At 39.0% G+C, this 22,174-nt stretch carries 17 protein-coding genes; 8 read left to right on the top strand and 9 right to left on the bottom strand.

What is annotated here, in order from left to right:
- The first annotated feature begins 270 nt into the window (after positions 1-270).
- Entirely contained in the window at positions 271-3,093 is a 2,823-nt protein-coding gene (locus HRT55_RS04530) for a bifunctional aconitate hydratase 2/2-methylisocitrate dehydratase (protein ID WP_291619242.1), read from the top strand.
- 106 nt (positions 3,094-3,199) lie between these two features.
- Here HRT55_RS04530 and HRT55_RS04525 read toward each other — a convergent pair whose 3' ends face one another.
- Positions 3,200-3,577: a hypothetical protein gene (locus HRT55_RS04525; RefSeq protein WP_291619240.1), complete on the bottom strand. Its 378-nt coding sequence runs from the start codon at positions 3,575-3,577 to the stop codon at positions 3,200-3,202.
- 97 nt (positions 3,578-3,674) lie between these two features.
- A complete protein-coding gene (locus HRT55_RS04520) occupies positions 3,675-4,484 on the bottom strand; it encodes a hypothetical protein (RefSeq protein WP_291619238.1) in 810 nt (269 codons plus the stop codon).
- 219 nt (positions 4,485-4,703) lie between these two features.
- On the opposite strand from HRT55_RS04520, the gene HRT55_RS04515 reads away from it, so the two are divergent.
- Entirely contained in the window at positions 4,704-5,342 is a 639-nt protein-coding gene (locus HRT55_RS04515; protein ID WP_291619236.1) for a DUF1326 domain-containing protein, read from the top strand.
- Between the two features lie 13 nt (positions 5,343-5,355).
- Positions 5,356-6,102, top strand: coding sequence for a DUF2182 domain-containing protein (locus HRT55_RS04510; protein ID WP_291619234.1), 747 nt, complete (start codon positions 5,356-5,358; stop codon positions 6,100-6,102).
- Positions 6,103-6,200: 98 nt separating this feature from the next.
- Here the strand turns inward: HRT55_RS04510 and HRT55_RS04505 are convergent, their stop codons facing one another.
- From HRT55_RS04505 to HRT55_RS04485, 5 genes are all read right to left on the bottom strand, one after another.
- On the bottom strand, positions 6,201-7,013 hold the full coding sequence (locus HRT55_RS04505; RefSeq protein ID WP_291619233.1) for an ABC transporter substrate-binding protein: 813 nt from the start codon (positions 7,011-7,013) through the stop codon (positions 6,201-6,203).
- A 67-nt stretch (positions 7,014-7,080) separates the two neighbouring features.
- On the bottom strand, positions 7,081-7,779 hold the full coding sequence (locus HRT55_RS04500; protein ID WP_291619232.1) for a YafY family protein: 699 nt from the start codon (positions 7,777-7,779) through the stop codon (positions 7,081-7,083).
- Positions 7,772-8,098: a hypothetical protein gene (locus tag HRT55_RS04495; RefSeq protein ID WP_291619231.1), complete on the bottom strand. Its 327-nt coding sequence runs from the start codon at positions 8,096-8,098 to the stop codon at positions 7,772-7,774. The genes HRT55_RS04500 and HRT55_RS04495 overlap by 8 nt, the downstream gene beginning before the upstream one ends.
- A gap of 149 nt (positions 8,099-8,247) precedes the next feature.
- Positions 8,248-11,466: a glycoside hydrolase family 2 TIM barrel-domain containing protein gene (locus tag HRT55_RS04490; RefSeq protein WP_287206574.1), complete on the bottom strand. Its 3,219-nt coding sequence runs from the start codon at positions 11,464-11,466 to the stop codon at positions 8,248-8,250.
- Positions 11,467-11,666: 200 nt separating this feature from the next.
- On the bottom strand, positions 11,667-12,740 hold the full coding sequence (locus HRT55_RS04485) for an energy transducer TonB (protein WP_291619227.1): 1,074 nt from the start codon (positions 12,738-12,740) through the stop codon (positions 11,667-11,669).
- Between the two features lie 356 nt (positions 12,741-13,096).
- Between HRT55_RS04485 and HRT55_RS04480 the strand changes: the two genes are divergently transcribed.
- The 5 genes from HRT55_RS04480 (at position 13,097) to HRT55_RS04460 (ending at position 18,734) form a co-directional block, all read left to right on the top strand.
- The gene (locus tag HRT55_RS04480) at positions 13,097-13,708 is read left to right on the top strand and encodes a hypothetical protein (protein WP_291619226.1); all 612 of its coding nucleotides are present in this window, start codon (positions 13,097-13,099) and stop codon (positions 13,706-13,708) included.
- A gap of 355 nt (positions 13,709-14,063) precedes the next feature.
- The gene (locus tag HRT55_RS04475; protein ID WP_291619223.1) at positions 14,064-16,370 is read left to right on the top strand and encodes a reprolysin-like metallopeptidase; all 2,307 of its coding nucleotides are present in this window, start codon (positions 14,064-14,066) and stop codon (positions 16,368-16,370) included.
- Between the two features lie 2 nt (positions 16,371-16,372).
- A complete protein-coding gene (locus HRT55_RS04470; protein WP_291619221.1) occupies positions 16,373-16,726 on the top strand; it encodes a hypothetical protein in 354 nt (117 codons plus the stop codon).
- A 12-nt stretch (positions 16,727-16,738) separates the two neighbouring features.
- On the top strand, positions 16,739-17,449 hold the full coding sequence (locus HRT55_RS04465; RefSeq protein WP_291619219.1) for a response regulator: 711 nt from the start codon (positions 16,739-16,741) through the stop codon (positions 17,447-17,449).
- Positions 17,439-18,734 carry an ATP-binding protein gene (locus HRT55_RS04460; protein ID WP_291619217.1) on the top strand — a complete coding sequence of 432 codons (1,296 nt, stop codon included), beginning with the start codon at positions 17,439-17,441 and terminating at the stop codon, positions 18,732-18,734. The genes HRT55_RS04465 and HRT55_RS04460 overlap by 11 nt, the downstream gene beginning before the upstream one ends.
- 106 nt (positions 18,735-18,840) lie before the next feature.
- Here HRT55_RS04460 and lpdA read toward each other — a convergent pair whose 3' ends face one another.
- Positions 18,841-20,274, bottom strand: coding sequence for a dihydrolipoyl dehydrogenase (lpdA, locus tag HRT55_RS04455; RefSeq protein ID WP_291619215.1), 1,434 nt, complete (start codon positions 20,272-20,274; stop codon positions 18,841-18,843).
- A gap of 231 nt (positions 20,275-20,505) precedes the next feature.
- Entirely contained in the window at positions 20,506-22,164 is a 1,659-nt protein-coding gene (gene aceF, locus HRT55_RS04450; protein WP_291619213.1) for a dihydrolipoyllysine-residue acetyltransferase, read from the bottom strand.
- Positions 22,165-22,174: the final 10 nt, after the last annotated feature.

Here is a 22,174-nt window from a genome sequence, read left to right as displayed (position 1 = left end):
TATTTGGACTGTATCACTAAATATAGACGATAATTAATATGCGTAGGTATCAAAGAAATTGATATTTACCATTAGTTGTGAAGAAAGTGTTATGAGTAAAGTGGTATAACCACTATAACTATATCCACTACCAACTATAACCAAAGTGAATAGTGCTTATTTAAGCAAATGATTACGTAGTGCTTAGAAAATCAGGTAAAATAGAGCTAAAATTTGTCCATGCTAATGATGACAATGTTATTAGCGCCTTAGAACTAGAGAGAGTTTTAAATGAGTCTATATATAGAATACATTAAAGAAATTGAAAGTCGTAAAAATGATCTAGCATTGGCTCCTTTGCCAATTGATGGCGCTGAGTTATTATCTGAGATTATTGCTCAAATTAAAGATTCAGCAAATGAGCATCGCGAAGATTCCCTTAACTTTTTCATCTATAACACTTTACCAGGCACAACTAGTGCTGCCGGTGTAAAAGCTGCTTTTCTAAAAGAAATAATCTTAGGCGAATCTGTACTAGCAGAAATTACCCCAACGTATGCTTTTGAATTGTTGTCTCACATGAAAGGTGGACCTTCAATTGAAGTACTTCTTGATTTAGCGCTTCTTGATCCAACACTGCCTGATAACGCAGCAGTAGCAAAACCAGCAGCAGAAGTTTTAAAAACTCAAGTATTTTTATACGATGCTGATACCGCTCGTCTTGAAACGGCTTTTAAAGCAGGCAATGCCATTGCTAAAGATATTCTTGAAAGCTACGCACAAGCTGAGTTTTTCACTAAACTGCCAGAAATAGCAGAAAAGATTGAAGTAGTTACTTATATTGCCGGTGAAGGTGATATATCAACTGACTTACTTTCTCCTGGTCATCAAGCTCACTCGCGCGCTGACCGTGAATTACACGGCCAATGTTTAATCACACCAGAAGCTCAGGCAGAAATAAAAGCATTACAAGCTAAGCACCCTAAAGCTAAACTAATGCTTATCGCAGAAAAAGGCACTATGGGTGTTGGTTCTTCTCGTATGTCTGGTGTTAACAACGTTGCACTATTGGCGGGTAAAAAAGCCAGCCCATACGTACCATTTATTAACATTGCCCCAGTTGTTGCAGGTACAAACGGCATCGCTCCTATCTTCCTGACTACTGTTGATGTAACTGGTGGTATTGGTCTTGACCTTAAAAACTGGGTTAAGAAAGTAGATGCTAATGGCAACAATGTTGTTGACGATAATGGCGATGCAGTGCTAGAAGAAGCTTACTCGGTAGCTACAGGTACTGTATTAACTATCGATACTAAAGCGCAGAAGTTATATAACGGTGATAAAGAATTAGTTGACGTATCTTCAGCATTCACTCCACAAAAAGTGGAATTCATGAAAGCAGGTGGTTCTTACGCGGTTACATTCGGTAAGAAATTACAAACATTTGCGGCAGAAACTTTGGGCGTTGAAGTACCTTCTGTTTACGCAGCATCTAAAGAGATCTCACATGAAGGTCAAGGTTTAACTGCTGTTGAAAAAATATTTAACCGTAACGCAGTTGGTGTTGCTTCAGAAACACCATTACATGCAGGTTCTAACGTTCGCGTCACAGTGAACATTATTGGTTCTCAGGACACTACAGGCCCAATGACATGCCAAGAGTTAGAAGCGATGGCTGCTTCTACTATTTCTCCACTCGTTGACGGTGCTTACCAGTCTGGTTGTCACACCGCATCAGTATGGGATAGCAAAGCAAAAGCGAACATCCCTAAGCTTATGAGCTTTATGAATAAGTTTGGTCTTATCACGGCTCGTGATCCTAAAGGCGCTTACTTGCCGATGACCGATGTAATTCATAAAGTATTGAATGATATTACTGTGGACGACCGCGCTATCATCATCGGTGGTGATTCGCATACTCGTATGTCTAAAGGCGTCGCTTTTGGTGCCGACTCAGGTACAGTGGCGATCGCATTAGCAACAGGTGAAGCGGCTATGCCAATCCCTGAATCAGTTAAAGTAACCTTTAAAGGTCACATGAAAGACCACATGGATTTCCGTGACGTAGTACACGCAACACAATTGCAAATGCTTAAGCAATTTGGTGGCGAGAATGTATTCCAAGGTCGTGTGATTGAAGTGCACATTGGTACTTTATTAGCTGACCAAGCATTCACATTTACCGATTGGTCTGCAGAGATGAAAGCAAAAGCGTCTATCTGTATTTCTGAAGATGACACTTTAGTTCAATCACTTGAACTAGCTAAAAGCCGTATCCAAATAATGATCAATAAGGGTATGGAAAACACAGCGAAAACACTTAACGGCTTAATCGCTTTAGCTGATAAACGTATCGAAGGCATCAAAGCAGGTACTACCCCGGCATTATCACCAGATGATACCGCTAAGTATTACGCAGAAGTGGTTGTTGATTTAGATGCTATTGATGAGCCAATGATTGCGGATCCTGACGTAAACAATGATGATTTATCTAAGCGTTATACCCATGACGTTATTCGTCCTGTTTCATTCTACACGGATAAATCAGTTGATTTAGGTTTTGTTGGTTCTTGTATGGTGCATAAAGGCGATATGCAAATCATCGCGCAAATGTTACGTAACATGGAAGCACAAGGTCAGAAGATTGAATTTAAAGCCCCCTTAGTTGTCGCGCCACCAACATACAACATTGTTGATGAGCTTAAAGCGGAAGGTGACTGGGACATTTTACAAAAGTATTCCGGTTTTGAATTCGATGATGCACACCCTAAAGGTGCTGCTCGTACTAAGTACGAAAACATCATGTACCTTGAACGCCCAGGTTGTAACTTATGTATGGGTAACCAAGAGAAAGCTGAACCAGGCGATACGGTCATTGCTACTTCTACACGTTTGTTCCAAGGTCGTGTGGTAGCCGATACTGCAGAGAAGAAAGGTGAATCATTATTGGGTTCAACACCGCTAGTTGTGCTTGCAACTATGCTGGGTCGCTTCCCTACCCTGGCAGAGTATAAAAGTGCTGTAGACGGTATTAACTTAACCAAGTTTACTCCTCCTGCACATGAGTTGAGCACTAAGTTCACCGGTGTAGCTGTACCAATTAAAGTAGTTTAATCCCTAATTAGGAGCTAACTAGGAACTAATTAGGAGCTCTATTTTAATAGCTAAATAAATAATGGGGGCTACTTGTATAAGTAGCCCCCATTTTTTCATCTGCTATTTATTTGCTTATTGCACACTCTAATTTTGCGGTTAGGTTTGGCATGATTAAATTAGGTGACGCCCGCGGAAAATCAAAGCTTTCAACGCCCTTAATTAATTCCAACTTGTAGCCATAAGTACCACAAATTAAGTAACTTCGGCGTAATAAAAAGGCAGATAGTCGTTCAAAACTGACTTTATTATTAGCTATGACTTCTAGCTTGTAATGGTTGTCATCAAATTTAGTTTTCTTAAATTGCAGATGGTGATCAAAGTCCCACTCAGATTTCGCTTGGCCTAGCACGACTGTACTTGGTCCAGCACAAGCGCCTAAAAATAATGCACATAATGGGGGAAGTATATATTTATATGCGAGCTTAGTTGTTAGCCTTTTCATCGTTATTTTCCTTATAACTTTTGTCATTACCTTGAACTTATAAGCTTAACAAAAAAAAAGCCACGACAATACTTAAAAATAACCTTGTAAGCTAGTGCTATTTTGCCCAAGTAACATACGTTAAGTGTCTGATACCATGACGATCAATTCGAATAAACACTTCTTTATTCCCCCTACGTCCTAGTGACATCCCCCAACCTATTTCACTATTGTTCGATGGTTTCTCCGATTTATTACAGCCCTTACCTTTGGGTGAATTACATGAATTACCATCAGTTGAGTTACTACCTGTACTAGTGCCACCTGAATATGAATTATAACTATCAACGTCATCATATATAGCCGCTAACTGCTCAAAGTCATGGGAGTCTGGGTCCAAGAAAGGCGGATCCTGATATTCCATACATGAGGTAGAGGAAGCTTGGTCAAAATCTTCATCTTGGTGACCTAAGCCCAAGTTATGCCCTAACTCTTGACAGGTAACACTTTGCTTCCAATCGGCACTGTTATAATAATTCCAAGAAAAATAAGTATCATTAAGTTTAGTATAGCCACGAGTGATGTGTCCTTCAGCATCAAGAGATATTCCGGCAATGCCAAGCCAACCTGTTTGACCATAGGCTAAATTACAGATACGCACTTTGCCAGCTGGCGCTTTACACTGACGGCGTATTTTTTTATTGCTTGTACCATCTCCCTCTTTAGCTAAGTTGACTTTGGAACTTGCTGACCAATCAATAACGGCTTGTCCGACATACTCATGCCAATCAGCCGTAGTGCTATTAATAAGAATTAAATCAAAAGAAGCCGTGGTTCTTGCCCAGTGATAAGACGACCAAGCATGCTCTGCAAGCGCAGATGTTGAAAGTAAATAAGTTGCCATTAATATAACAAGTAGCTTTTTCATAACTTACCTCTTTATCAATGAGTTATAAGTGCAACATAACTACACCAAATAAATATGTTAGACATCTATTAAGTATAGCGAACTGTACGGCAATTTCTTCTCTGCAACTTAGCTGACCTTTTTCATTATTCTTCAGCCTCAATTACCGTAATCCGGATTTCATGGATAAAAAACAACCTATACTAATAACTTGTTTTTTACTTTTGTACGGTGGTTATCATGTCCGATGAAAAATCAAATGAAAACGCTTGGTCACTAGCTATGCATCAAATTGAATGCTGTAATTGTAGTCATGGCTGTGGTTGTCAGTTCTCCGGTTTTCCAGATAGTGAGTCCGGCAGTTGTGAGGCACTACTTGGCTTTTATATTAAAAGTGGTCAGTTAGACAGTTTAGATCTCACCGGCATAAAAGTAGTTTTTGCTGCCGCTTGGCCTAAAGCCATTCATGAAGGTGATGGTAAGGCATTGTTATTTATCGACTCTGCCGCCTCTTCTGAGCAAGTAGCCGCTATTGGTGGTATCTTTTCCGGTCAGTTTGGCGGTATGCCCTTTGAAGCGTTAGCAGGTACATTCTCTGAGATGGAAGGACCCATAGTAGCCGCTATTACTATGAATACTGATGATAAACACTCTAGCTTTAGCATTGCAGATGTACTTGCAGTAGAACAAACACCCTTGATTAATCCGATGAATGGTGAAGATCAAAATGTCCATATCACCTACCCTGATGGCGGCTTCTTTTGGAATGATGGCATCATAGGCACCAGTAAAACCATGTCAATAAAACATAATATGTTGTCGTTTGACCATGTTGGTCAGTTTGCTGCCAAAGCTGAAGTGAACTGGGCTAACACTTAGCACAGCAATGAAGATGACTTATCAAAAAATTAACATGATTCAATTAAAGAAACACTGGTCACTGCACGCGGTTGCAATCATTATCGTAGCCGCTTGGTATTACATGTTTTTTTTGATGACTATGAATATGGCTCCGGTTACTCAGTGGAGTTACCTAGATATAGTTGTGTTGTTTAGTATGTGGTCAATCATGATGGCAGGTATGATGTTACCTTCTGCCTTGCCAATATTTCACTTAATTGACAAGATTAATGATCAGCGTAAGGCACGCAATGCTCCATACGCGGCAAGCTTTTATTTTATTATTGGCTACTTACTCGCTTGGTTTGGTTATAGCTTAGCGATTACCCTGCTGCAATGGTGGTTTCATCATTTAGCCTTATTAACACCTATGATGAACAGCGCTCAGCTTGAGTTTACTTGTTTAATTCTGTTAATTTCTGGGGTGTATCAGTGGTTACCTATTAAACAGCGCTGCTTAAATTATTGTCGTTCACCACTGGGCTTTTTAACTTCCTCTTGGCAAGAAGGCATAGCTGGTGCTATTAAAATGGGCTTCAGTCACGGTCAGTACTGTCTTGGCTGTTGCTGGCTGTTAATGACATTACTCTTGATTTTTGGGGTAATGAGTTTGCCGTGGATCATTGCCTTAACGCTTATAGTTGCCATTGAAAAGCTATATTCACATGGCCAGATATTTGGAAAAATATTAGGAGCGTTATTAGTATTTTTGGCGTGCTATATGTGGCTTATGACTTAAACGCTCTTAGTACTTTAAATAGTAGTAGTGATCTTACCTGCTCAATATCCAATAACGCACTAATATTAGATATTAACTCGAAACTGAAAGTCATGACTTTATTGCCAGTCAACTAAACCATACTTAGCTAATATAAGTGATAATTCACCACTGTTCCGTAACCGAACAATGCCCTCAGACAAAATATCGGCATACTGTTGTGATGCTTCAATTGCGGGAGAAAATGCTATATAAACCGGTTTAGCTGGAGCAAGTATACCAACCATATTAAATTTTTCCTGCTGGTTTGATTGCTTACTGCTATACCAAAATACCGCTTCGGTTTCGACCAGTACATCTATTAACCCCTGCTCCAATAGTGCTATATTTTCAGTTAATGGTTGATTGCCAAAAGCAGTATAAATACGACTCACATCTGCTTGGTGTACTTTTATATAACTATCCAAACTATCGGTATAAGCATAGCCATCTGCCACCGCTAAAAGTTTATTATTCAAAGAGTTTATCTGCTGATAGCGCCAGTTACTTTTACCTAAAGTGAAGAAACTAAAGCCAATCAAGCCTTGCTCATTTTCTGGATAAATAAAATCTTGTGCATCAGATTTATAACCGCCGACTACTGCCGAAATGATTCCTGCACGACAGAGGCGCAAAGCTCGAGACCAAGGGATTACTTGATAGTTAATATTGATATTGTGCTCAGTAAACACTTGCTGAGCAATTTCAATCATATAACCTGGATTAGTTGAATTAGGCTGGCAATTAAATGGACACCAATTATCAGCAGCAATAGTAAGGGTTACCTTGCTTCGATTTGAGTTATCTTGGCCACTTACTGCTATTGAATTGTTTGCACTTATAGTAAGAGAAAAAATAACGGGAATGATAAATAAATTTGCATATTTTTGCATGTAACAACTAAAAATAAAGTCAGCTCAATAGTTAGTTAAGCACAAAAAAATTTATAGTGTTAATGTCTCAACATTGCTCGCCATAAAGCTCACGCAACAGTTTGAGATAACTAGTTAGGTTAATACTTTCATCTGTACTGAATTTTTCAGACTCTACCACTAGTGCTTGTATGCGATCTAAACGAAACTCTCGATAATCATGGCGAAGTAGGCACCAAGCAATCAAGGTCCATTTCTGCCCCCAATAAACTAAACCAAGTGGCATTAGCACTCTCTTTGAATGTTCACCATCGGCTTTTTTATATGCCATAGTGAGGTAATATTGCTGCTGAATAGCTCTGCGTATTGACAACGAATGTTGCGCAGCTTCAGTATTGAGGTAATGTTTAGAGACTAATAAACAGTTTTGCTGATTAGTTTCTTTTAATCGATCGGGAATAACCGCTTCAATCTTTACTCTTGCCTCTTCTGCTGATATTGCTAACTCTTTATCACTCCAGCCTTGCACCATTTTCAAGCCAAGCTGCACAGCAAGTAATTGCTCGGCGGTAAACATTATCGGCGGAATTTCAAAACCTGGTTGTAATCGATAGCCAACGCCTGCTTCACCTTCAACTGGGAAGCCAGTATCAAGTAACACTTGGATATCGCGATAGATGGTGCGCTCTGACGTCTCTAACACCTCGGCAAGTTGGCGCGCTGTTATCACAGTACGCCGCCCTTTGAGTAAGGTAATTATTTTAAGTAATCGATCCGCTTTAGCCACAGCTTTCCGTTTCCGTACATTGAGATGACAGCAGAATATCAGCGTGTTGCATCTTAGTCGACTCAATATCAATAATAGCCATTAACTGCTGGCATACTTTTGACTGCATAAACTTTTCTTGCGCGGATTTAGCCGCTGCTTCATCTTGCCAATAAACCACATCAAACCAGGTATCACTGTCTTTTTGATAACAAACAGAGCGATACAAAAAACCAGAGAATTCCCGCACCTGCCCCATGACCAATTTATTTAGCTCAAGCATTTTTTGTCGACTAACACCGGCTTTACTTTTAAAGGTTACTAATTCTAATACCTGCATAATATCTTCCTTATTTTATATAGTTAGTATGTTTTCTCACTAACTATTATCAAACAAGGCTACTGACAAAAACTGTCAGTAGCTGAAAATATATTAAAATTAACAGGGAAATAGCCGACTTTCTTCGCTCACCGAAATTACTTACCGCATTATTTTTTCTCTACGCTACGGGCAAGATTCGCTAAATCACTGTCATCGATAAAAGGTACTAGAGTAAAGCCATACTGGTAACTTTTGGCTGGAATGCGGTAAGCCTCATGCACAAGTCTCCCCCATGAAGTATCACCACCCACGCCCATTTGTTTATGATCAATATTGACTGTCACCAAATCACGCATTAATAGTTCTGCGCCATGTTTACTGGTTACTGGCACTAAGCCTGAAGCGGAAGCACTGCCATCTTTTCCAGCAATAAAGTCGATATCTTGCTGTAAATAAGGCCAAGCACTTACACTTAATGGCTGGTCACCCACGGCTAATAAACCTGAGCCTGTAGGGCTTTTCATTGCCAACCAACGCACATCGGTTTTATTGGCATTTTCTTGAGGTCTAGCGTAATGATGAATTTGCGCTGTCACTGGCGCCTGATACAAACCAATGGTCGCTGAGGTTTTTCTGTCAGCGTAGCTCTCGTGTGGCCCACGGCCAAACCAACTAATAAACTGATACTCACCCGGCATAACCAACTGCATACCCATGCGCGGTATATCCGCTAACGTTTGCCCTTTGGCCAGGTTAAGTTCACTGGATACATGCACTCGTCCATTGGCTGATATTTGATAATTTACTTGGTAGCTACCCACAAATAAGTCACTCGAATAAACAGCTTTAACGACAATATTTGAGTCCACGACCTTGTTTGATAGCTCAACTAACTGCAAACTATGTGCAGCCTGTTGCCATACTTGTGCTCTTTTTTGTAGACCATTACCTAGATCATTATCGGTGGGTGCCCGCCAAAAATTAACCATTAACGGTTGATTAACCAATGGCGATATTAATGACTTGCCTTGATAATTAAATTTACTTAACCAGCCGGTCTGCTGACTGAATGCAACCGTTATATTATCATTAGAGAATGTTAACTGACCATGCTGTTCAACTTGCTGTAAGGACTTTCCTGAAGGAACATCCACCTCAGCGGCTTTATATGCCACTGGCATTTTGAATTGCTCAAAGGCAACTTCATGACCTAGTGCTAATAATGGCTGCGGCTTATTTACCAGCATTTTAAGCGTTAAAAAGTACTCTTTATCACTACGCTTAGGTAAATGACTCAGTATATTTTCAAGCGTGATAACTTTTGCCTGACCAGCAGCAATATCAGCCATAGATTGGTGCCCTTGAGCAACCAAGTCGCCATCAGTCGTTAACAACCACTGTAAGTCATACTGGCTTAAATTACTAAAGGCGAACTTGTTGGTAACGGTAAAGCTCGCTTTCGTTAAATCCTGAGCAGCAAACTTAACTGGCTGATAAACTTTTTTCACCTCAAATAAATGCGGATGCGGCTCACGATTGGGATTCACTAAGCCGTTATTCAGAAAGTTACCATCGCTAGGTAAATCAGGATGAAAGTCTTTGCCGTAAGCCCAGTATTTAACACCATTACTATTGGTATATTCTAAGGACTGGTCAACCCAATCCCAGATAAAGCCGCCTTGCAAGACATCATATTTTTCAATGACATCCCAATATTCTTGTAAATTACCCACTGAATTACCCATAGCATGGGCATATTCAATCATAATCGCTGGACGATGTGGCTTTGATTTAGCATATTTCTCTAAACGCTCAATCGATGGATACATAGGAGCAAAGATATCGGTGTAATGTTCTTCACCTGCGGGCTCATATTGCACCGGACGGCTATCATCGCGCTCTTTAAGCCACTGATACGTTGCTTCAAACACTTTTCCTTCCCCGGCTTCATTACCCAAAGACCAGATAATAATGGATGGATGGTTTTTATCACGTTCAAACATCCGCTTAGTGCGATCTAAATGAGCCGGTAACCAACTCATTTCATTACCCAACTGAGTCTTTTTATCAATGGCTAAGGGATGTGATTCGATATTGGCTTCATCGATTACATACAAACCGTATTTATCAGTTAAATCATACCAATACGGGTCATTAGGATAATGACTTGAGCGTACAGCATTGATATTAAATTGCTTCATCAATTTAATATCCTGTTCCATTAAGGCTTTAGTTACCACATGGCCATGTTTTGGTGAGGTTTCATGTCTATCAACACCACGAATATAAATAGCCTTGCCATTAACCGTTAGTTGACTATTTTTAATTTCAATATGACGAAAGCCAATATCATCTTTAACTGCGGTAAGTACCTGACCATTTTCATCACTTAAGGTAATGAGTAAAGTATATAAATTAGGGGTTTCCGCATTCCATAACCTTGGCTGGACAAACGCGCCAGTTAAGCTAACTTGCTGTTTATCCTCGCTATCAATACTAATCGTTTTTTCAGCGGCAATAATTGGCTTTAAATGGTTGCTTGGATCAAGTAATTGGTAAGCTACAGTTAACTTACCGCTGTTATGCTTAGCTAAATTGTTCACATCAACAATGACACTAAACTCTGCTTGGCTAAAGTCTTCATTTAGCTCAGGTTTGACATGAAAATCGACAATATGCTGTTGCTCTCTGGCGTACAAGTAAACATCACGTTCTATGCCTGATATACGTAACATATCTTGGCTTTCTAAATAGCTGGCATCGCTCCAACGCCGTATTTGCAAAGCTAATAAATTTTCACCACCGTCAAGATACGGCGTTAAATCAAATTCTGCCGGTGTTTTTGAGCCTTGACTAAAACCAACTTTCTCACCATTTAACCACACATCTAACGATGATTTAGCTGCACCTATATGTAAAATAACCTGCTTATTTGCCCAGTTTTTAGGTAAGGTGAATTTTTTACGGTATGAGCCAATAGGATTATAATCGGTTGGTACATCTGGCCATGTGGTGCTAAAAGGGAAACGTTCGTCTAAATAGATTGGATAGCCGAAGCCTTCAACTTCCCAGTTTCCTGGTACAGGAATTTGTGACCAACTAGAGTCGTCAAAAGCCTTCTGTTCAAAGCCTTGCGGTTTATTGCTAGGGGAGCGTTGCCAATTAAACGGCCACTGGCCATTAAGTAAAATGAAGTTATCACTTTGCTCTTTATTATCGTCCAGTGCCGCATTGACTGTACTAAAAGGAAAAAAGCTAGCATGAGGATCTAGCTTATTGATGGCAAATACTTGATGATCTTGCCAAGGTTCTCGCGCCTGCTCAGCTAACACACTTGTGGTAAAAAAAGTGACGCCAAAGATAAAAAATAACAAACTAGCTTTCATTAAAAACACCTATTGTATACAATGCATCAATATACTATGGACAAGTTCAAGCTAGTTCAAGTGTTTTACTGTTATTTTATTGCTAAAAAATGACTTTATAGCGCTTTCATCTAGAAGCTAGTAAGGCTCTTAAAGTGATGAGCCATTTCACCTGCTTTGCTATCAAGGTAGACCCTTGCTATGAATTTAAAGTATGTTAGCTAACTTTTGAGTGGATGCTCAATTAACTTAAATTGAGTATTGGGCTCACCAAAAACATAGATGCTACAATTTTCCCAGCTTGTTGGTAGCTTCCAGGTAGAATTTTTTCCTATGGTATAAACATGTCGTTTGTTAGCACAGCGAACATCTAGAGTATGTAACGATCCTTCGACATCGGTTAATGAAAACTCCTTTCTAACTAGAGCTGCACTCCAAAAATCGTGGTCGACAATATCGGCTGACCTGACTAAATGTTGATCACCCCCAATAAACTCATCGACCTTTGCCATAGTTTCTGCCAATTTTGCCAAATATGGTTTTGCTGCCTCCAGCTTAATAAGTCTATTATAGCTCCCGTGTGCTGCTCGGAATTCATTCAACTCAAGTTCAAGAGAAAGCATTGTATAAAGAGTTGCCAATTTTTGTTTTTCGTTGTTATCACCTTTTATACTTCGTACTCGCCTTAAATGAAACAACCTTAATTCCTTGTCACCTTTAGCTTTTGCATAATCCGCTGCTAATAAGTGCATATAGTTATTTTCAGACAAATGCATATATTTGCTCTTTTTCATCAAGGCTATCTGTATTTCTACCTCGTCATAGTCCTTTGCAGTTAATGCTTTTTGTGCTTTTTTATATTTAGATATGAATTTCCTTGTGGCTCCTGTGGTGCCATTTTTATTCATTTTAAAGTCCATTTGCACTGAGTTGACACATTGCTGAATCGGTTTACCATTTTCATAGGCTGGTTTATATTTCCATTTCTTTACCGCTCTTACCGCTTCTTTAGCAAAATCTATACTGCCTGATGTTTCGTTCACCAAAACATCGCTGACATTACCCTCTTTATCGATAACAAAACTAAGCCTTGCCCATCCTTCTCGACGGCTTCTAGCAGCATTAATTGGGTATTTAGGTTGTACTCTTTTTATTGGCTCAGGAAGAATTATAGTCGAGAGGTGTTTAGAAAGATTATTGGCATTAATCGTAGTAGTGCTATTTTCTTGCGCTTGGATAGAGTTTGTAATAAATAGCGATGTCATTAACATCATGCTGATAGGGTGAATTTGCATTAGTCAGTCCTTTGATTTTTTACAATAGGTTAACACCTACACCAGAAAAAACCATTCATTACCCCGGTAAAGGTTCCCGCAGATAAGGCAATGAATTCATTTAACACTGTAGGAGCATAAATCGTGTACATAGAAGGAGTCATTGCGATTAACTTTCCCACAATTCTCAACACTTAATTTCATCTGCCTGATAACTATCAAAAAATGACATAGACCTAATAAATTAAAACATTTTTATTCAGAGTAAATAACAAGTATGATAATCAACCAAAATAAATTAAGCTTTTGTTCTTTGGGTACTTTTAAACCCAATAATGCACTATTGGTGGCAAACATAATAATAAGAAGAAAATAGTATGCAAATAAAGAAAAAAACTTACTGGCAGTATATTCGCACTATAGCTTTCACTGGAGTGAGCTTAGTGACATGTTTTAGTTCCATGGCAAATGCTATTGAAATAACGGCAGAAATGAGCCCTGAAGTTACCGCTGAATTTAATAAACAGTTAGCTTTGCAAACTTGGCCAGAGATGCACACTAAGTTAGCCTTGATGGATAATCCCTACGCTACATTTTATAAGGTCATCAGAAAGAAGCTTAAGGCAGAAGCAGAGCCCGATCAAAAGCGGCGCTTAATGACTGATGAAGAAAGCATAGTAGCAGCTAAAAAGAAACGCTTTGATTATTGCCAAGCATCAGTACCCTTTTTTGTTAGCTTTGCGAAAAGGGCAGATAATTTGTCTACTCTAGAAGACAACCCTCTTACTAAAAATCAGCTTATGAAAGGCAATGGTATTAAGTATCCCTTTACTGAAGAGCAAACTAATAATGCTAACTTTAGACCTGCGCAAATAGCGTTATCACTAGGTTGGAAATACCAAGGTAAAGGGGAACAATATGCAGAAGAATTTCTTGCTACCTGTTTAGCTATACCCCTTAACTTGTATGCCACTAAAGATAAAATTTAATAATCTAAACAATAATATAAACCTAAAAAAAGTCAGTTACTTTAGTTAAGTAACTGGCTTTTTAAATTAATATCTTAAACGTATCGCAGTGGTAAAAATTTTCCGGAATTGATAACAATCAGAGCCGTCCCCATAACACCAGCGGTTCATTTTTTAAATTATATACTTTTTCCTGCATGGCCTACGCTAGCATTATCTCAACTAGAAAAGCCCAAGGGAGGTAGCCACTTCAATTTTAAGGCTTGTATTGTTTGTATCAAACTTGATACAAATGTTAAACAAATGGGTACGCCGAGGCTATGATAAGCAAGGTACATTAACTTCATCTTTAACGGGTAATAAATTCGAGATTTTTATGAAAACATCAATACTGCTTGCCAGCCTGCTATGCATGGTAACTAATGCAAACGCACAAAACAGTGCACTCTTCTCAAATGAGCAATGGCTGACCACCAAGTTAACCATTGAGCATAATAATAAGCTTATTAATGGCAAAGCCTCAGATAAAAAAACTTTTGATATCAATATCGCTGAATTAGAGCAATTGACCAGAGATAACAAATCCTTCCTTATCGATTTACCTTTGCCAAATGGAGAGTTTGTCCAGTTTAAGCTTACCTCTTCTACGGTAATGAGTAGCGAATTAGCTGATAAGTACCCATCAATTAAAACCTTTACTGGCTACCAAATTAATAATCCTGAACATTCAGGCCGATTTGATATTACCCCCCATGGTTTCCATGGCGTATTTAATTATGAAAAAGAAAAAGTCTACATAGAACCCATTAGTCGAGAGAATAATCACCAATATCAAAGTTATTTTAAAAAAGATGCTCAGCCATTAACTAAAGATGCTCCAGGACGTCGATTAGCACCGAGAAAGAATTCATTACCTTCTTTCCCGCTAAAAAATATAGCTCGAAAAACCATGAAAGAAACAGCGAATGACTTAATCACTTATAAAATAGCGATGGCGGCGACAGGTGAATATAGTAGTTTCCATGGTGGTACTAAGGAAAAATCTTTAGCGGCCATAGTAACCTTACTCAACAGAGTAAATGATGTTTACAGTAGAGACTTGGCGATACAATTTGAACTAGTGGCCAATAATGACGCCATTATTTACTTAAATTCGTCTACCGACCCTTTTAAAAATACCGATGAAGATATAGATACCGTTAGCCAAGTTATTAATGGCGCAATAGGGGAAAGTAATTATGATATAGGGCATTTGGTTGGCACCGGCGGCGGTGGTTTAGCAAGCTTTGCTGTTGTCTGCTCTGCTGGAAAAGCGGAGGGTATTACCGGTAGTGACAGCCCAACAGCGGATGCCTTTCATATTGATTATGTTGCCCACGAGATTGGTCATCAGTTTGGTGCTGAACATACCTTTAATGGCAGCCAAGAGGCTTGTGAAGGCAACCGAGTATCAACCAGTGCATATGAGCCAGGTAGTGCTTCTACCATCATGGGCTATGCAGGAATTTGCGCTGACCAAAACTTACAAAACAGCTCAAATCCATATTTTCATATCCATTCAATTGACCAAATTAGTGAGTTTAATCGACAAATCAGCTCATCATGTGGCATTAAAACACAGCTAAATAATACCGCACCAATAGTCAATGCGGGAAGTGACTATACCATTCCTGCTCGTACACCTTTCACGTTAACAGGCTCAGCAACGGATGCAGACGGTGACACCTTAACTCATAGCTGGGAACAATTTGACTTAGGTGGCGCAACAAGTAGCAAAGCAGAAGATCAAACAGATGACGGTAGTAAACCATTATTTAAAACACTATCTCCGACATCACATACAAGCCGTACTCTTCCTGCCATGGCAGACATTCTAGCCAATAAAAACGTTTATGGAGAGACATTACCAACAACTACCCGTGAGCTAAATTTCAGACTAGTTGTTAGAGATAACCAAGGTAATGTCAGTGATGACGCGACAAAAATTAGTGTTATTACTAACCAGCAAGGTTTCACCATTAACCAACCGAGTAATTGGCATGGTACAAAACAGTTAGTCACTTGGAATACGGCGGCAACCGAACAAGCCCCTATTTCATGTACACAAGTTAACTTACTGCTTTCAGTGGATTCTGGTTTAACCTTCAGCCAAACATTAGCAAATAAAACAGCAAATGATGGCAGTGAAGAAGTCATCTTACCTGAGTTAACAACCGAAAAAGCGCGATTAAAATTAACTTGTGAAAATAATATTTTCTTTGCTATCAATAACCAAGATTTTCAGATTAATAGTCAAAGCACGACAAATAGCAAACCTACAGCGGTTGATGACCAAATAACGCTAGAGCAAGATAAAGTAACAACAATCGACGTGTTAAGTAATGACATCAGTACCGATGGTCAGAGCTTACAATTAAAGAGTGTTAACTATACAGGTACAGGTAACGTCACCATCACTGACAATAAACTTAGCTATACACCAGCAACAGGCTTTGTTGGCAATGAACAGTTAACTTATACCATAGCAGATAGCAGCGGTGACCAAGCTACAGCAGCATTAACCATTACCGTCACAGCTAAAAAGGCTATTGAACCAACAGCAAGCTCTTCTGGTGGTAGTATGTATTATCTAATATTACTAACTGTGCTGGCTTTGAGAAATAGACTTTTTAAAAGGATATAAAAATGAAAAATTTACTTTGGTTAAATGTACTAATCTTAGCGGCTTGCGGCAGTGATATAAGTAAGGGTGCACAGGAACAACAGGTCGAATTACCTACTAATGTTGCTCAAGCAATCAATATAGCTAAGGAGAATAAAGACCACAGATTAATGTACACTCTTGGCAGAAACCCTGTCATACCGGGTTTTGAAACAAACAACTTTGCTGCACTTAAAAAACAATGTGGTATAAAACCCATACACGGTACCGGCGATGTAATAAAAAGCCCAAGTGATAAACAAGAGCGCAGAGTGAAGTATCAGTTTGCTAAAGAATATAATAGTAAGATCTATGATATTTGCCAAAATGCAGAGTAGAAGAAATAGCTTATGAACAATGACATTCAAAGCAGTGAAACCATTTTAATTATCGATGATGATGCTGAGCTGACCTCACTCATTAGCCAATACTTAACAATGAATGGTTATCAGGTAAGTGTGGAACATAATGGTGCCAATGCGCTAACAACGGTCGCACATATTCAACCAGACCTCATTGTTTTGGATCTCATGTTACCAGGCGTAGATGGCTTAACTATTTGCCGTCAATTAAAGCCTGACTTTATTAATCCTATCATTATGTTAACTGCGTTAGATGATGATATTGACGAGGTTACTGGGCTAGAAGTAGGCGCCGATGATTACTTATGTAAGCCAATAAAGCCTAGGGTTTTATTGGCTCATATCAGGGCTCAGTTAAGAAGACAATCACATCTTAAAAACCTAACTCCACAAGATATAAAACATGTCAGCAATGGCGCTCTCACCATTGATATTAGAAAACGTATAGTTCGCTATAATGAAAAGGAAATTACCTTATCCAGCGCTGAGTTCGATTTACTCTGGGTACTGGCAATGAATGCTGGCAGTATTATCTCAAGAGATCAGTTACATAAAGAAATATTTAAATTAGATTATGATGGTTTTGACCGCTCTATTGACCTTAGAATTTCAAGATTAAGAAAAAAGTTGGGCGATGATCCCAAAGAACCAAAAATTATTAAAACTATTCGTAATAAGGGTTATTTACTTGCAAATTAGCAATGCTAAACCAAGTACACTTGTTCTAGCTCTTTTGCTATTTAATATTACTATCGCCAGTTTATTAAATACCCATGTTTATTACTCTCTAGAAACTTATGTTTATAAGCAATATGAAAATTATTTATTACAAGTCAAAGAGCAAATGCACCAAGCCTTCATCGATGTTCCACATAATCAATGGCAAAAACAAGCCATTATACTTGGACAAACCTTCGATACTGAGTGTTTACTCATTGATAGAACGCCCGAAAATTTCTCTGCTGAAAACTTTAAATTATTGCAGTTAAAACAAGCCCAATCTGGCCTTATAGATATTAATAGCGCAGTGATTTATTACCCCCTTGATGAACATTATATTGCAGAAATAGGACCAATCGCCTTCACTAACTGGCAGACCTTCTTGCTAGACTGGTTTAGCTGGCTCTGTGCCCTTATTATCAATTTACCGATAATATATTGGTACTTAACCACTATAGAAAAACATAAAAACAACGTCTCTACTATGTTACAAAAGTTGCCTTTTAATGTTCGTAACGACAAGCAAAGCATTTATGAAAATATTAAAGAGCTCAATAGAGTAATGCTTAAAGCTCAGCAAGAAAATTCAGAAAGGTTAATTCTACAAAGAGATCTGCTTCATGGCGTAGCCCACGAATTTAGAAGCCCTATGGCAAGAATTCAATTTGCCTTAGAAATGCTTGAAGATACTCCTGAAAATGAACATGAGCGCTTAAGACATAGCATGCATACTGCGCTGGACGATCTTGATAAATTGGTCAAAGAACTGCTTTATTATGCCAAATTAAAAGATAGTGAAGCAATTATTGACCTAGAGTCGGTTAACCTACATGACACTTGTATCGCTGCCATAGAAGAGGTTGAAGACTTTTACCCTGAGGTGGCATTCAAACTAACAACGAATAAAGCTATCTACCTTGAGGGGAATGCTAAGCTACTCAAGCGATTTATAATAAACCTGCTTAGAAATGCCGGACGTTTTGCCAATAGCCATTGTAAGATTGCCCTAGATGATACAAATGGCAGTATTACCATCATAGTAGAAGACGACGGCATGGGTATTCCACCGGGTAAATCTTCAAGGATATTTGAACCTTTTACTCGCTTAGACGCTAGTCGTTCTAGAGATTCTGGCGGCTGCGGACTTGGCCTTGCCATTGTCTTATCCATCGTTAATAAACATCATGGCAGCATTAATCTTGTTGAGGGTACATTATCAGGGGCCTGTTTTAAAATAGTTATTCCTCAAAATTCTGCAGAGTAAAATCACTAAATTACAGACAATAAAAAAGCCAGCGACTTACTTAATTAATCAAGTAAGTCGCTGGCTTTTGAAATAATTTAACTTATTAAATTATTTTATTATTATCTTATTTCTTTTTCTTAACTGCTTTAGCATTTGGTAAATCAGTGATTGAACCTTCAAAGATTTCTGCTGCTAAACCAATTGATTCATTTAACGTTGGGTGAGCATGAATCGTTAATGCCAAGTCTTCAGCATCAGCGCCCATTTCAACCGCTAAACAAATTTCACCAAGCATTTCACCAGCATTGATACCAACAATAGCACCACCAAGAACACGACCAGTTCCTTTTTCAAAGATCATCTTAGTTTTGCCTTCAGTACGTGCAGAAGCGATAGCACGACCAGAAGCAGCCCATGGGAAGTTAGCAACTTCAATGTTCAAGCCTTGCTCTTTTGCTTCAGCTTCAGTAACACCAACCCAAGCCATTTCCGGATCGGTATAAGCAATTGAAGGAATACAACGAGGGTCAAATTCATGTTTCTTACCAGAAATAACTTCTGCAGCACAATGTGCTTCATGAACCGCTTTATGAGCAAGCATAGGTTGACCAACAACATCGCCAATAGCGAAGATGTGCGGTACGTTAGTACGTAATTCTTTAGATACGTTAATGAAACCACGTTCATCAACATTTACACCAGCTTTATCAGCAGCAACTAAGTGACCGTTAGGCTTACGACCAACAGCAACCAAAATCTTGTCATAACGAACTTGTTCAGCTGGTGCTTTTTTACCTTCAAAAGTAACGTATAAACCGTCATCTTTTGCTTCAACAGCAACAACTTTAGTAGACAACATGATGTTGAATTTTTTCTTGTTGTAGTTGGTATAAACTCTAACAATATCTTTATCAGCCGCTGGCACTAATTGGTCAGCAAACTCAACTACAGATACATTAGAACCTAATGCAGAATATACAGTACCCATTTCTAGACCAATGATACCGCCACCCAGTACTAATAATTCTTCTGGTACGTCTTTAAGTTCTAAAGCACCGGTAGAATCGATAACACGTGGGTCATCGGTTGGAATGAATGGTAAATTAACCACTGATGAACCTGCCGCAATAATGGCATTATCAAAAGTAATCGTTGTTGTTTCACCGTCGTTACCTGCAACTTCGATAGTTTTATCAGAAGTAAATTTACCGTAACCATAAACTGTGGTTACTTTACGGCTTTTTGCCATACCCGATAAACCACCGGTAAGCTGTGCAGTTACACTGTCTTTCCAGCTACGGATTTTATCTAAATCAATTTCAGGCTTACCAAAAGTAACACCGTGAGATGCCATTGCGGCTGCATCGTCAATAACTTTAGCTACATGAAGTAATGCTTTAGAAGGGATACAACCCACGTTTAAACAAACGCCGCCTAATGTTTCACGACTTTCTACTAACACTACATCTAAGCCTAAATCGGCTGCGCGGAATGCTGCAGAATAACCGCCAGGGCCTGCACCTAATATCACTACTTGAGTTTTAATTTCGTTACTCATAATTTTCCTCACAATTAGTTAAGAAAAATTCAATACGTTGTTTTTTTGTCCAATTGCTACGGCGAAAGTACTCATTGACTAACGTCAACTCCGTGCATTCTTCTTGCTATCGTACAAAGTCACTTTGTCTTGAAATATTCTTGAATATTTATATTTATTGGTTTTAAATTTTATGGGCGAAATTCTACTCTTATGCGTTGAATTTCGCCAACTTTAATTAATCAATATCGACTAAAGTATCAATTTACGAATATCAGACATTACGCCAGCTAAATGCACTGTAAAACGTGCGGCTAAGGCTCCATCAATAACACGGTGATCGTATGACATAGATAAAGGCAACATTAACTTAGGTTCGAAATCTTTACCATTCCATTTAGGTTTCATTTCTGATTTAGAAACACCTAAAATAGCAACTTCTGGGGCGTTAACGATTGGCGTAAATGCCGTTCCGCCAATACCGCCAAGGCTAGAAATAGTAAAACAACCACCTTGCATATCAGTCGCTTTTAATTTGCCATCACGTGCTTTAATGCTGATTTCAAGTAATTCACGCGATAACTGGTGAATACCTTTTTGATCAACATCGCGCACTACTGGCACAACTAAACCGTTCGGTGTATCAACGGCAACACCAATATGGATGTATTTTTTCAAAATTAAACTTTCACCGTCTTCACTCAAGCTTGAGTTAAACGTTGGGAAGGCACGTAAGGCATTTGCCGCCGCTTTTAAAACAAATACCAATGGCGTAATTTTAAAACCAAGCTTTTGCTTTTCACAAAGTACATTTTGCTCTTTTCTGAAGGCTTCAACGTTAGTGATATCAGCTTCATCGAATTGAGTAACATGTGGAATAGTTACCCAGTTGCGATGTAAGAAGGGTCCAGAAATTTTCTGAATACGTGATAATGCTTTTGTTTCAATTTCGCCGAATTTAGAGAAATCAATTGCTCTGGCACTAACAACTTGTAAACCACCTTCACCAGCAGCAACAGAGCTACCTGCATTAGCTTTCGGGCGAGACAATTCATATTTAACGTATGATTGCACATCTTCTTTTAAGATACGGCCTTTACGACCAGTACCTTTAACTAAGGTTAAGTCAACACCAAATTCACGGCCAATACGGCGAATAGAAGGTGAAGTGTAAATGTTACCTTTACTAACATTACCCGCTTGTGGATGATGTGGTACAGGTGAAGCCGCAGGTTTGGTCGTTGCAGCAACTGTAGCAGTAGGCGCAGCAACTGGAGTAGGAGCTACTACAGGAGCTGGAGCCGCTACAGTTGCTGCAGCTTCACTGCCAACAGTTTCAAGCTTGATTACTAATGAACCTTGCTTAACTTTATCACCGTTGTTAATGAATACTTCTTTAACAGTACCTGCATGTGTAGATGGCACATCCATAGTGGCTTTATCAGTTTCTAAAGTGATTAAACCATCTTCTTCTTCGATGACATCACCAACGCTAACAAGTACATCGATAACTTCAACTTCACCGTCTTCACCAATATCTGGTACAGAAATTTCAATGATTGCTGATGCAGTAGCGGCCGCAGCAACTTCAGGCGCCGCTTCAACTACCGGAGCAGTAGTTGCTGCCACTGGTGCTTCAACTACTGGAGCTTCTTCTGCTGGTGCAGAAGCACCTGCAGATTTCATCTCGGCAATGACATCGCCTTCTTTAATTTTGTCGCCAACACTTACCAATAAGCTAACAAGCTCACCAGCAAATGGCGCTGGGATATCCATTGAAGCTTTATCTGTTTCAACGGTGATAATACCTTCGTCTGCTTCTAGGCTATCGCCAACAGCAAAACAAATTTCAATAATTTCAACTTCATCGCCGCCAACATCAGGGACTAGGATTTTTTCAATATCAGACATTTTTATGTTC

The organism is Colwellia sp. (genome assembly GCF_013214175.1).
In the GTDB taxonomy this organism is placed as follows: domain Bacteria; phylum Pseudomonadota; class Gammaproteobacteria; order Enterobacterales; family Alteromonadaceae; genus Colwellia.
Note: the sequence above shows the minus strand (reverse complement) of the source record. Positions and strands in the feature narration are given on the sequence as shown.